We start from the raw sequence: 12,658 nt of genomic DNA on the forward strand, positions 1-12,658 counted from the left end.
GTTAACGATGCGTTAACAGGGGGGTGGTCCGCAGGGGCCGCCCCTTTGCGATTCCGTGTCATTTCTGCCCCAGAAGATCGGCCACGACCTGCGGGATGGTCATCACATCCTCCCTTGTGCAGTCGAACTGGCCCACTTGCACGCGGATCACGAAGCGGCCCGCGTGGCGGGTCTGGGTCAGGTAGATGCGGCCGTCGTCGTTGATGCGGGTCAGAAGGGCCTCTGTCCCGGCGTCGGTGGGCAGGGCGAAGGTGAAGAGCGACAGCGAGGGTTCGGTGGTGATCGTCACGCCGGGAAGCCGCGCCAGCGCGTCGCGGGCCTGTCGCGCCCAGTCGACATGGTTGCGGATGCGGGCGCGCAGGCCGGACAGACCATAGGCGCGAAGCGTGAACCAGAGCTTAAGCGACCGGAAGCGGCGGCCGAGCGGGATGGTCCATTCGTTGAAATTGGTGATCTCTTCCCGTCCGGCGGTTTGCAGATAGGTCGGGCGCAGGCCGAGCGTCCGTATCTGCGGGGCGGGATCGGCGAGGAACTGCACCGCGCAGTCGAATTGCGCGCCGAGCCATTTGTGCGGGTTGAAGACGATGGAATCCGCCCCTTCGACCCCTGTCCAGAGGGTGCGGAATTCGGGGCAGATCATGGCGCTGCCGGCCCATGCGGCATCGACATGGACGGGCAGGTCGGCGGCGCGGGCCACGGCGATGCAATCCGCGATGCGGTCGAAGGCGCCGACCGAGGTGCCGCCCGCGCAGAGGATGACGCCCGCAGGCAGGAAGCCCGCCGCGCGGTCGGCGGCGATGGCACCGGCGAGCGCGCCGGGCTTCATGGAGAGCGTCGCATCCGTCGGGATTTTCACCAGATTTTCCTGACCGATGCCCGCGATGCGCGCCGCCTTGTCGACCGAGGAATGGGTTTCTGCACTGGCATAGAGGCGCAGGCGCGGCTGGCCGGAGAGGCCCTGTTGCAGCCCCTGCCAGTCCAGCGCCGCCTCGCGCATGGTCAGGATGGCGGAAAGGGTGGCGGTGGTCGCGCTGTCATGGATCGTGCCGGTGAAGCGGTCGGGCAGGCCGAGGGCAGAGGCGAGCCAGCGGATCATCACCTGTTCCACCTCGGTCGCGGCGGGAGAGGTCTGCCAGAGCATCCCCTGCGACGCGATGGCATTGGCGAGCTGTTCGGCCAGCATCGAGGCGGGGGCGGCATTGGCGGGGAAATAGGCGAAGAAGCGGGGGTGCTGCCAATGGGTCATGGCGGCGGGGATGAGGCGGGTGAAGTCGGAGAAGATGTCCTCCATCGCCTCGGGCTCTTCCGGCGGGGCGGGGGGGAGCTGCGCGGCGGTGGCGCCGGGGGTGAGGGGGGCGCGGACGGGGCGGTCGCGCAGGGTGGCGTGGTAGTCATGCGCCCAGTCCGCGGCGCGTTTCGACCAGTGGCGCAGGTCGTCGTGATCCATGATGTCCCCCCCGTTTTGCGCGGAACTTGAGCAGGCGGCGCGTTGCGCTGCAAGGGGCGTGCGTTCTGTGTGGAAATTCGGAGGGTTAGCGGAACGCGGTCGTACCGGCGGCTGTGCCGGTGGTTGTGCCGCAGGCTGTACATACGCAGCGGGCGGTCGCAACGGGGCGTGCGGTCGTTAACCGTGATCCGCGAATCGGGGGGCGGGGCTTGGCAGCGGGCGCGATTGGCGCTAGGGCTGTAGCCATGGACAGGACGCGCATCACCGCCATCTGCTGCATTCCCGGCTGACCACAGGGTCGCGCGGGACTTCTTGTCATTCCCAAGGAAAGACGAAGTTGCTAGACCCGCGCCGGGAGACGGCATGGCGGCGGTTGCGCCTTTGGCACGGGGTTTCAGGATGGTGACGATCCGGCTGCACAATTCGAGGACGCGGGCGAAGGAGGTCTTTGCCCCGATCGACCCGCAGAATGTGCGTGTCTATGTCTGCGGACCGACCGTCTATGACCGCGCGCATCTGGGCAATGCGCGGCCCGTGGTGGTGTTCGACACGCTGTTCCGGCTGCTGCGCCATGTCTATGGCGCGGGGCATGTGACCTATGTGCGCAACTTTACCGACGTGGATGACAAGATCAACGCCACCGCCCTTGCGCGGCAGCAGGCGGGGGCGGCGGGGACGCTGGAGGCGCTGATTGCCGAGCGGACGGAAGAGACGATCCGCTGGTATCACGAGGATATGGATGCCTTGGGCGCACTGCGCCCCACGCATGAGCCGCGCGCGACGGGCTATATCGCCGAGATGATCGCGATGATCGCGGGGCTGATCGCGGGCGGCCATGCCTATTCGCGGGATGGTCATGTTCTGTTCCGCGTCCGTTCGTTCAAGGACTATGGGCGGCTGTCGGGGCGGTCGGTCGATGACATGATCGCGGGCGCGCGGGTCGAGGTGGCGCCCTTCAAGGAAGACCCGATGGATTTCGTTCTGTGGAAGCCGTCGGATGACAGCCTGCCGGGGTGGGAGAGCCCTTGGGGCAGGGGGCGGCCGGGGTGGCATATCGAATGTTCGGCCATGAGCCTTGCCCTGCTGGGGGCGAGTTTCGATATCCATGGCGGGGGGATCGATCTGCAATTCCCGCATCACGAGAACGAGGTGGCGCAAAGCTGCTGCGCCCATCCGGAGGCAGAGTTTGCCCGCGTCTGGATGCATAACGAGATGCTGCAGGTGGAAGGGAAGAAGATGTCCAAGTCCTTGGGCAATTTCTTCACCGTGCGGGACCTGCTGGGGCAGGGCGTGCCGGGCGAGGTGATCCGCTTCGTCTTTCTGGGGACGCATTACGGGCGGCCCATGGACTGGACCGCCGAGAAGGCGGCGCAGGCGGAAAGAACCCTAGACTGGCTCTATTCTACCGTTGGTGATGTGCCCTTACAGGAAGAGTGGACTCCTAATGAGAAGGTTGTGCAGGCACTTGCCGATAACCTTAACACGTCCCTTGCGATTACTGAGTTAATTGAGCAAGCAAAGTCCGTCCTACCGAAAGGCCATCCCTCCGCTGATGGGAGCGATGAGGTTGGCGCATTGGAACTGAAGCGGACTGCGGCGCTGCTTGGACTGCTTCAATCTACCGAAACGGAGTGGAAGGCCACGAAGCTTGGTGGGGTGGACCTTGCGCCCTATGCCGCGCGGCTGGGCGCCTTGCGCGAGGCGGCGATGGCGTCGAAGGATTTTGCGCCCGTGGATGCGATGAAGGCCGCGCTGGTGGCGGCGGGGGTGGAGGTGCGGATGTCCAAGGCGGGGGTGGAGTTGCTGCCCGGGCCGGGATTCGATGCCGCGAAGCTGGAGGGGTTGGTGTGAGCGATTTTTCTGCGAAAAATCGGGGGGGCGCTGCCCCCGTCCGCCGGTGGCGGACTCCCCCGGGGTATTTGGGCCGAGATGAAGGAGCGGTGTCGTGAAGGAGCGGCTTTACCTGTTTGACACCACTCTGCGCGACGGGCAGCAGACGCAGGGGGTGCAGTTTTCCACCGCCGAGAAGCGGCAGATCGCGGCGGCGCTGGATGTGCTGGGGGTGGATTACATCGAGGGCGGCTGGCCGGGGGCGAACCCGACGGATAGCGAATTCTTTGCCGATGTGCCGCGGACGCGGGCGGCGATGACGGCCTTTGGCATGACCAAGCGGGTCGGGCGGTCGGCGGAGAATGACGATGTGCTGGCGGCCGTTCTGGATGCGGGGACGGGGGCGGTCTGTCTGGTGGGCAAGACGCACGAGTTCCATGTGCGCACGGCGCTGGGGTGTTCGCTGGAGGAGAATGTCGAGGCGATCCGCGCGAGCGTGGCGCATTGCGTGGCCAAGGGGCGCGAGGCGCTGTTCGATGCGGAGCATTTCTTTGACGGATATCGGGCGAATCCGTCCTATGCGCTGGACTGCCTGAAGGCGGCGCTGGGGGCGGGGGCGCGGTGGGTCGTGTTGTGCGACACCAACGGGGGCACCCTGCCTGCCGAGGTGGGGCGCGTGGTGGCCGGGGTGATCGCGGCGGGCGTGCCGGGGGAGCGCCTGGGCATCCATTGCCATGACGATACCGGCAATGCGGTGGCCAATTCGCTGGCCGCCGTCGATGCGGGGTGCCGGCAGATACAGGGCACGCTGAACGGGCTGGGCGAGCGCTGCGGCAATGCGAATCTGACGACGATCATCCCGACGCTGCTGCTGAAAGAGCCCTATGCGGGGCGGTTCGAGACGGGGGTCACGCGCGAGGCGCTGGCGGGGATGGTGCGGGTCAGCCGGACGCTGGACGATATCCTGAACCGCGTGCCGCTGCGGAGCGCGCCTTATGTGGGTGCGTCGGCCTTTGCCCACAAGGCGGGGCTGCATGCCAGTGCGATCCTGAAGGACCCGTCCACCTACGAGCATGTGGACCCTGCGGTGGTGGGCAACGAGCGTGTCATCCCGATGTCCAATCAGGCCGGGCAGTCGAACCTGCGGGCGCGGCTGGCGGCGGCGGGGATCGAGGTGGACCCGAAGGATGCGCGGCTCGGGCGGATTCTGGAAGTGGTGAAGGAGCGCGAGGATCAGGGCTATGCCTATGACGGCGCGCAGGCGAGTTTCGAGCTGGTGGCGCGGGGGGAGTTGGGGCTGCTGCCCGAGTTCTTCGAGGTGAAGCGATACCGCGTCACGGTGGAGCGGCGGAAGAACAAGTACAACCAGATGGTCAGCCTGTCCGAGGCGGTCGTCGTGGTGAAGATCGGCGAGACGAAGATGCTGTCGGTGTCGGAATCGATGGATGAGACGGGGACGGATCGGGGGCCGGTGAACGCGCTGGCCAAGGCTTTGGGCAAGGATCTGGGGCCCTATCAGGCGGTGATCGACGACATGAAACTGGTCGATTTCAAGGTGCGCATCACGCAGGGCGGCACCGAGGCGGTGACGCGGGTCATCATCGACAGCGAGGATTCGCAGGGGCGGCGGTGGTCGACGGTGGGGGTGTCGGCCAATATCGTGGATGCGAGTTTCGAGGCGCTGCTGGATGCGATCAATTGGAAGTTGATCCGCGATGTGGGCCAGGCGGTGGCGGGATGAGCGTGGAGGCCTGCGCCGCGCTGGTGGAGCGGGGCGATCCCGACCGCTTCGCCGCCGTGATGGCGGCGCCCGTGGCGGCTCGGGGGCGGCTTTTTGTTCTTTATGCCTTCAATCTGGAGGTGGCGCGGGCGCCTTGGGTCACGAAGGAGCCGATGATTGCCGAGATGCGGCTGCAATGGTGGCGCGATATCGTGGCCGAGGCGGGGGCGGGCAAGGCGGCGCGGGCGCATGAGGTGGCGGGGCCGCTGTCGGCGCTGATCCGCGAGGCGGGGTTGCCGGTCGAGGTGCTGGACCGGCTGGTCGAGGCGCGGCGCTGGGATGTCTATCGCGACCCTTTCGAGGATCGGGCGGCCTTTGACGCCTATCTGGAGGATACGGGCGCGGGGCTGATGTGGCTGGCGGGGCGGGCGCTGGGGGCCGCTGACGGGGCCGAGGCGGCACTGCGGGGCATCGGGCGGGCGGCGGGGCTGGCGGCGTTCCTGCGGGCCGTGCCGGAGCTGGAGGCGCGGGGGCGCATCCCGCTGGTCGACGGGCGGGCCGAGGCGGTGGCGGCGCTGGCGCGCGAGGGTCTGGGCTGGATTGCGGCGGCGCGGGGGGAATTGCGGCGGGCCGGTCCGGCGCGGGCGGCGAGCATTGCGGGCTGGCAGGCCGGAGGTCTGTTGCGGCTGGCGGCGGCGGAGCCTGCGCGCGTTGCCGAGGGGCGGTTGCAGCTTTCGGAATTCGCGCGGCGCTGGGGGCTTTTGCGTGCGGGGCTGCGCGGCGGACTTTGACGCGGCGTCACCGCGATTTTCCCGCAATTCTATCTGATTGCCCTAGAAAATCCCGAATTGTGGCCGTTTGAGACCATGAAGGTGCGTCAGGGTGCATCCCGGCAGTCGTGTCATGGTGGCCGGTTGCTTCCCTGCCGTTCGCGGGTAGAGGCGTCGCATGAGTGTCATTTCGCAGATCGTTCCGGTGGATACCGAGGTCGTCACCACGCCGCGCGGGTTCTTGCGCGGCACGCGGGTGATGACGGTCGGCGGATTGCGCGCGGTGGAGGAGGTGCGGGTCGGGGATCGGATCGCGTCACCCTGCGGGGCAGTCCGTGCCGTGCGGCAGGTGGTGCAGCGCTTTGTCCTGCGGGGCGGGGAGCGGCTGGTCGCCGTATCGGGCGAGGCGCGGGGGTTGCACGGGCGCACGCCGGACCTGCTGTTGCCCGCGGGGCAGATGATCGTCGTGGCGGGGGACCGGCTCGCGGCCTATTTCGGGGTCGAGGAAGCCTTGGCCCCCATCGGTGCGCTGGCGAACGGAACGGACCTGCGGCTGGTCGAGGTCGAGGGGCCGGATGCCTGGTACGAGATCGAGGTCGACGCGCCCTGTCTGGCGGTGGTCGAGGGGTTGCAGGTGGCACTGGGTGCCGCCGATGACGAGGGCTGCCCGCTGCTGAGCGAGAGCGACGCACGGTTGCTGGCGCTGGCGGCCTGATCCCGCGCGGGGGCCTAGCGGGCGCGCATGTCCTGCGGGCGGAGCGCCAGCCAGATCAGCGCGCCACCGGCAAGGACGAGGAAGGGCAGCATGGCGAAGTTGACCGCCTGCCAGCCGGCCTGCACCGTTCCGCCCGAGCAGTTCATCAGTCCGCCCGAGGAGAGCGAGGCGAGCGTGACGCCGCCGAAGACCACGAGGTCGTTCAGGCCCTGGAGGCGGCCCTTCTCCTCGGCGGCCTGCTGGGCGGTGAGCATGGTGGTCGCGCCGATGAAGCCGAAGTTCCAGCCGAGGCCGAGAAGGGCGAGGGCGATGAAGAAGTTTTCCAGGTGAACGCCGGCGATGGCGACGGCACCGGCGGCGGCGAGGATGGTCAGGCCGAGGGCCACGATGCGTTCGGCCCCGAAGCGGGCGATCAGGTGGCCGGTGAAGAAGCTGGGCGCATACATGGCGAGGACATGGGCGGTGACGACATCCGCCGCGTCGCCCTTGGTGAAGCCGCAGCCCACCACGGCGAGGGGGGAGGAGGTCATCACGAGGTTCATCAGCGCGTAGGAGACGGTGGCGCAGATCATGGCGACAGCGATGCGGGGCGTGCGGACGAGTTCGGCGCGGCTGCGGCCTGCGGGTGATCCGGTCGCGGCGGGGCGGGGGGCGGGGATGTCGAGCAGCAGGAAGAGGAAGACACCCGCAAGGTTCAGCGCCATGACGGCAAGATAGGTGGCGAGGAAGGGGATCACCATCGCCTCGGCCGTGACCTTGACGAGCTGGGGGCCGACCACGGCAGAGAGGAGGCCGCCCGCCATGACCAGCGAGATCGCCTTGGGGCGGTAGCTGTCCGAGGCGGTGTCGGCTGCGGCGAAGCGGTAGAAGCCCTGTGCCGACATGTAGATGCCGGTGAAGAGGGCGGCGATCACGAAGAGGACGAAGCTTTGCTGGAGGAGCGCGAGGGCGCCGAGAGCGCCGCCGATCCCGCCGCCGAGCGCGCCCACCGCGAAACCGGCGCGGCGGCCGTGGCGCTGCATGAAGGCCGAGATGGTGGTGGCGGTGAGCATGGAGCCGATGACGGCTGCGGTGATGGGCAGGGTGGCCCAGCAGACATTGGGGGCGAGCGACTGGCCCGCCAGACCCGCGACGGTGAAGATCATCGGCATCTGCGCGCCGAGGATGGCCTGCGCCGCCACAAGGACAAGGACGTTGCGGCGGGCAGTGCTGTCGGTGGGGGCGGATGCATCGGTCATGGGCGCAAGGGTTAGCCGATGGGGTGGCGGGGGCAAGGGACAAATGCGCGCGGGGGAATGCGAGGGGGGAGGGATCGGCGGACGCGCGCGGGTGGCTGGCGGCGCAGGGGTATTTGGGCCAAGGTGAGGGGGGCAGGGAGGCGACATGGCGACGGGGCGCATCATCACGGGGCCGGATTGCGTGGCCGAGGGGGCGGCGTGGCTGGCCGCGCGCGAGCCGCGGTTTGCGCATGCGCTGTCGTTGACGGGACCATTGCCGCTGCGCCGGAGGGAGGACGGGTTCCGTGCGCTTCTGTCCGCGATCGTATCGCAGCAGGTTTCGGTGGCATCGGCCAATGCGATCTGGGCGCGGCTGGAGGCGGCGGGGTTGTGTGATCCCGAGGCGATGGCGGGGGCGGGGGAGGAGGTGCTGCGGGCGGCGGGTCTGTCGCGGCAGAAGGCGCGATACGGGCAGGCGCTGGCGCGGGCGGGGATCGATTTCGTCGCGCTGCGCGAGGCGGCGGACGAGGAGGTGGTGGCGGTGCTGACTGCCGTGCCGGGGATCGGGCGGTGGACGGCGGAGATTTACGCGATGTTCGCGCTGGGGCGGGCGGATGTGTTCGCGCCGGCGGATCTGGCCTTGCAGGAGGGGGTGCGGCTGTTGTTTGCGCTGGAGGCGCGGCCGCAGGAGAAGGCGCTGCGGGCGATGGCGGAGGCGTGGTCGCCCTGGCGGGCGGTTGCGGCGCGGCTGCTCTGGGCCTACTACCACGTGGAGAAACGGCGGGAGGGCATCCGGTGAGCTTGAAATTCGGGCGCAAGGCGGCGCGGAGCGGGCGGGCGACGTCGGTCGTGGTCTTTGTCCATGGCTATGGCGCGGACGGGGCGGACCTGTTGGGTCTGGGCGACGCGCTGGCGCCGCATCTGCCCGATACGGTCTTTGTCGCGCCCGACGCGCCGCAGCCCTGTGTGGGCAATCCCTTCGGGTTCCAGTGGTTCCCGATCCCGTGGCTGGACGGGTCGAGCGAGGAGGCCGCGAAGGCGGGGATGGCGGAGTCGGTCGTGCTGTTCAACGAATTCCTTGACGCGCGGCTGGCGGAGGAAGGTGTCGGACCGGAGGCGATGGCGCTGGTCGGGTTCTCGCAGGGTGCGATGATGTCGCTGCATGTCGCGCCGCGGCGGGCGCAGGCGGTGGCGGGGGTGGTGGCGATCTCGGGCCGTCTGCTGTTGCCGGAATTGCTGGCCGCGGAGGCGGTGGTGAAGCCGCCCGTGTTGCTGGTGCATGGCGATCAGGACCCTGTGGTGCCTTTTGCCGATATGGGGCTGGCGGGGGATGCGCTGGTCGCGGCGGGGTTCGAGACCTATGGCCATGTCATGGAGGGCACGGGGCATGGCATCGCGCCGGACGGGTTGGGTGTGACCTTGCAGTTCCTGAGGGAACGTCTGCCGTGCTAGCGATTTTTCTGGCGAAAAATCAGGGGGCGCTCGCGCCCCCTCTGGCCCTCTGGGCCATTCACCCCCTGAGGATATTCGGGAACGGATGAAGCGGCAGGATCAGGCCGTGGTGGCGTGAAGATAGGCGGCGCAGCCGGTGAGGGCGGCGAAGTCATCTTCGACCACGGTGACGGAGAAGTCCTTTTGCAGGAGGTCCACGCGGCGCGCCTCGCGGAAGGTGGCGGTCAGGCCGAAGCGGGCGAAATGGGGCGTCATGGCGCGGGACATGCCGCCGATCAGGTAGATGCCCCCATAGGGCAGGTGGATGAGCGCGAGGTCGGCCAGAACCTGCGCGAGGATGGTGGTGTAGAGCCGTGCGGCATGGGTGGCCGTGGGGTCGCCCGCGGCGAGGGCGGTGAGGACTTCGGCAGAGGTCTTTTCCTGCGGCTGGCCCGCCTCGGCCGCCGCGAAGGCGTGGAGGTTGGCGAGGCCGCGACCGGCGAGCACCTCTTCCGCGCCGCAATGCGGGGTTTCGCCGCGGGAGTGCAGGCGGGCTTCGATGAAGCGCATCAGGCGGAGGTCTTCTTCGGAGCGGACGGGCATGTTGACATGGCCGCATTCGGAGGGCGGCACGACGCGGGCGGCGCCCTGTCCGTGGACAGGGGCCGCGTTGACGCCGGTGCCGAGCCCCACGACCAGCATGGCGGCGGCGGGGTGGACGGGGCCGTCGATCAGGCGGCGCAGGTGGTCGGGCGCGATGTGGCCCAGCGCGTGGCCCTGTGCCTGCAGGTCGTTCAGGATGGCGACGCGGGTGGCGCCCGTGGCGGTGGCGAGTTTCGCGCCGTCCATCACCCAGTCGAGATTGGTCATGGTGGCCACGCCGTCCTGCACGGGGCCGGCGGCGGCGACGCAGACGCCGTCGGGGCGCGCGCCGGTGGTGGCGAGGTAGTCGCGCAGGATATGGGCGATGTCCTTGTCTGCGGCCTTGTATTCGGCGTTGGGGTAGCGTGCGATGCTGTCGGCGCGGACGGTGGTGCCGTCGGCCAGTGCGACCCTTGTATTGGTGCCGCCGATATCGGCGAGGATGGCGAGGGTCATGGCTGCTCCGTCAATCGTTCCGCGCCAATGCGCGGGCGAGGGCGTGATAGGAGGATTTCGGGGTCCGCTTCAAGCTGTCGAAGTCCACATGGACGAGGCCGAAGCGTTTTTCATAGCCTTCGGCCCATTCGTAATTGTCCAGAAGCGACCAGTAGAAGAAGCCCCTGACATTCGCGCCGTCCGAGATGGCCCGTTTCGTGGCGGCGAGGTGGGCGAAGAGGAACTCCTCGCGCACCGTGTCGGGAAGGTCGGGCAGGTCGGGGTTGGCCATGCCGTTTTCGGTGACGTAGATCGGCAGGTCGCCCACGTGGTCCTTCGCCATGCGGGTGAGGAAGTGGTGCAGCCCTTCGGGGTAGATTTCCCAGCCCATCTGGGTTTTCGGGCGGTCGCCGTCGACGGTGCGGAGGGCGGGCCATGGCGCGCCCGCGTCATGGGCGAGGATGTGGCGGGTGTAGTAGTTGACCCCCAGCCAGTCGAGCGGCTGGGCGATGGTGGCCATGTCGTCCTGCCAGCCCTGCGGCATGTGGGGGCCGAGCCCTTGCAGCACGTTGGCGGGATAGGTCCGGCGGGTGATGGCCTCGATGAACCAGCGGTTGAAGATGCCGTCCCAGAGGGCGGCGGCGCGGATGTCGGCGGCGCTGTCGCTGGCGGGCTGGGCGTAGTCGAAGTTCAGCACGACGCCGAGGTTTTTCTGCCCCATGCCGCGCAGGCGGTCCACGGTCAGGCCGTGGGCGAGCAGGATGTGGTGCATGGCGCGGGCGGCGGCGCGGATGTCGCGCAGGCCGGGGGCGTGGATGCCCATGAAATGGGACAGCCACGCGACGCACCACGGTTCGTTGATCGTGGCGATGGTCTCCACCCGGTCGCCCAGCGTGCGGGTGACGGTTTCGGCGAAATCGGCGAAGCGGTGGCAGGTGTCGCGGTTGGTCCAGCCGCCCCTGTCGGCAAGGGCCGAGGGCATTTCCCAGTGATAGAGGGTCTGGAAGGGTTTGAGGCCGCGTTCCAGCATCCCGTCGACCAGACGGTCGTAGAAGGCCAGTCCTTCGGGGTTCACGGTCACGCCGTCGGGCATGACGCGGTTCCAGGCGGTAGAGAAGCGGTAGGCGTCCATGTTGGCCGCGCGCAGCAGGTCGAGGTCTTCGGGCCAGCGGTGGTAATGGTCGCAGGCCAGCGCGCCATCCTCGGCGCGGACGACGTTGCCGGGGGTGGCGGCGAATGTGTCCCAGTGGCAGGGACCGGCTGCGCCATGCCTCATCCCCTCGATCTGGTAGGCGGCTGTGGCGGCCCCGAAGAGGAAGCCTTCGGGGAAGTCGAAGCGCGACAGGGTCATGGGATCAGCCGTTGCGGGGGGCCGGTCCGGTGGACTGGCCGATGATGAGCTCTGCCTCGAGCAGGCGGGTTTCGGGGGGGGCGTCGGGCTGGGCGATGCGCAACATCAGCATCTCGGCCGCGATGCGGCCCGCCTCGCGCACCGAGGAGCGGGTGGCGGTGAAGATCGGCACATCCTCGCCGTTCTTCATGTAGGAGAGGTCGTCGTCATGGATGATGACCGACACGTCGCGGCCCATCCTCAGGCCGCGGGATTCGATGGCGCGGCGCACGCCCATGCCCGAGATCATCGAGGCCACGAGGAAGGCCGTGGGGGGGGCGGGCAGGTCCAGCATGGCGGAGGCGGCGCGGAAGCCTGCGACTTCGGTCATCTCGTCCGAGGCGCAGAGGTCGGGGTCGATGGACAGGCCGCGCGCGGCAAGCGCATCGGCGAACCCCGTGCGGCGGCGGATGGCGAAATCCATGAATTCGAGGCCGTTGACCAAACCGATGCGGGTATGGCCGAGATCGAGGAGGAATTCGGTCGCTCGCTGGAACGCGCGGCGGTTGTTCACGTCGACCCAGGAATAGGGCAGGCCGGCACCGGTGGCGCGGCCGTGCACGACGAAGGGAAGCCCCACCTCGTGCAGGAGCGGGATGCGCGGGTCGTCCATCCGGGGGGCGTGCAGGATCACGCCGTCGACCGCCCCGCGCGAGCGCAAGTCGCGATAGGCCTCTTCCTCGGCATCGTCGGGGACGACGGAGAGGACCATGTCATAGCCGTTGCGCGAATAGCTTTCGCCCGCGCCGGCGATGAAGTCTGCGAAGACGGGGTTCACGATCTCGTGCCGGGTGGCGACGGGGATGACGTGGCCCACAGCCATGGCGCGGCCCGTGGCAAGGCGGATGGCGCGGGTGTTGGGGCGGTAGTTGTGCCGCTTGGCCGCGGCCATGACGCGGGCGCGCGTGGCCTCGTTCACCTCGGGGTAGCCGTTCAGGGCGCGGCTGACCGTCGTGGGGGAGAGGCCGAGTTTGCTGGCCAGTTCCTTGAGGTTCATGGGGCCCGTGTTCCAAACCGATTTGAGGACGCAGGCCAGATTATTTGCGCCGCGCGGCGAGGTC

Annotated in this window: 11 protein-coding genes; 6 read left to right on the top strand and 5 right to left on the bottom strand. The window is 68.6% G+C overall.

What is annotated here, in order from left to right; genetic code table 11:
- Positions 1-58 precede the first annotated feature (58 nt).
- On the bottom strand, positions 59-1,447 hold the full coding sequence (locus GU927_RS10835) for a pyridoxal phosphate-dependent decarboxylase family protein (protein WP_161762470.1): 1,389 nt from the start codon (positions 1,445-1,447) through the stop codon (positions 59-61).
- A 399-nt stretch (positions 1,448-1,846) separates the two neighbouring features.
- Between GU927_RS10835 and cysS the strand changes: the two genes are divergently transcribed.
- From cysS to GU927_RS10855, 4 genes are all read left to right on the top strand, one after another.
- Positions 1,847-3,298 (top strand): cysteine--tRNA ligase, encoded by a 1,452-nt coding sequence (gene cysS, locus GU927_RS10840; RefSeq protein ID WP_161762471.1) that lies wholly within the window; start codon positions 1,847-1,849, stop codon positions 3,296-3,298.
- A gap of 94 nt (positions 3,299-3,392) precedes the next feature.
- On the top strand, positions 3,393-5,018 hold the full coding sequence (gene cimA, locus GU927_RS10845; RefSeq protein ID WP_161762472.1) for a citramalate synthase: 1,626 nt from the start codon (positions 3,393-3,395) through the stop codon (positions 5,016-5,018).
- A complete protein-coding gene (locus GU927_RS10850) occupies positions 5,015-5,788 on the top strand; it encodes a phytoene/squalene synthase family protein (protein WP_161762473.1) in 774 nt (257 codons plus the stop codon). Before cimA ends, GU927_RS10850 begins: the two co-directional genes overlap by 4 nt.
- 157 nt (positions 5,789-5,945) lie before the next feature.
- Positions 5,946-6,482, top strand: a complete 537-nt coding sequence (locus GU927_RS10855; protein ID WP_161762474.1) for a Hint domain-containing protein — start codon at positions 5,946-5,948, stop codon at positions 6,480-6,482.
- A gap of 14 nt (positions 6,483-6,496) precedes the next feature.
- Here the strand turns inward: GU927_RS10855 and GU927_RS10860 are convergent, their stop codons facing one another.
- Positions 6,497-7,720 carry an MFS transporter gene (locus tag GU927_RS10860; RefSeq protein WP_161762475.1) on the bottom strand — a complete coding sequence of 408 codons (1,224 nt, stop codon included), beginning with the start codon at positions 7,718-7,720 and terminating at the stop codon, positions 6,497-6,499.
- A gap of 145 nt (positions 7,721-7,865) precedes the next feature.
- Between GU927_RS10860 and GU927_RS10865 the strand changes: the two genes are divergently transcribed.
- Both GU927_RS10865 and GU927_RS10870 read left to right on the top strand, forming a co-directional pair.
- The gene (locus tag GU927_RS10865) at positions 7,866-8,498 is read left to right on the top strand and encodes a DNA-3-methyladenine glycosylase family protein (RefSeq protein WP_161762476.1); all 633 of its coding nucleotides are present in this window, start codon (positions 7,866-7,868) and stop codon (positions 8,496-8,498) included.
- Positions 8,495-9,151, top strand: coding sequence for an alpha/beta hydrolase (locus tag GU927_RS10870; RefSeq protein WP_161762477.1), 657 nt, complete (start codon positions 8,495-8,497; stop codon positions 9,149-9,151). Before GU927_RS10865 ends, GU927_RS10870 begins: the two co-directional genes overlap by 4 nt.
- A 99-nt stretch (positions 9,152-9,250) precedes the next feature.
- On the opposite strand, the gene GU927_RS10875 is transcribed toward GU927_RS10870, so the two are convergent.
- Genes GU927_RS10875 through GU927_RS10885 form a run of 3 tightly spaced genes read right to left on the bottom strand, consistent with a single transcriptional unit; the run spans position 9,251 to position 12,594 of the window.
- Positions 9,251-10,228 (bottom strand): glucokinase, encoded by a 978-nt coding sequence (locus tag GU927_RS10875; RefSeq protein WP_161762478.1) that lies wholly within the window; start codon positions 10,226-10,228, stop codon positions 9,251-9,253.
- 10 nt (positions 10,229-10,238) lie between these two features.
- Complete coding sequence (locus tag GU927_RS10880) at positions 10,239-11,558, bottom strand: GH1 family beta-glucosidase (RefSeq protein ID WP_161762479.1); 1,320 nt, start codon at positions 11,556-11,558, stop codon at positions 10,239-10,241.
- Positions 11,559-11,562: 4 nt separating this feature from the next.
- Entirely contained in the window at positions 11,563-12,594 is a 1,032-nt protein-coding gene (locus tag GU927_RS10885; RefSeq protein WP_217765595.1) for a LacI family DNA-binding transcriptional regulator, read from the bottom strand.
- Positions 12,595-12,658: the final 64 nt, after the last annotated feature.

The organism is Paragemmobacter amnigenus (assembly GCF_009908265.2).
Classification (GTDB): Bacteria; Pseudomonadota; Alphaproteobacteria; order Rhodobacterales; family Rhodobacteraceae; genus Paragemmobacter; species Paragemmobacter amnigenus.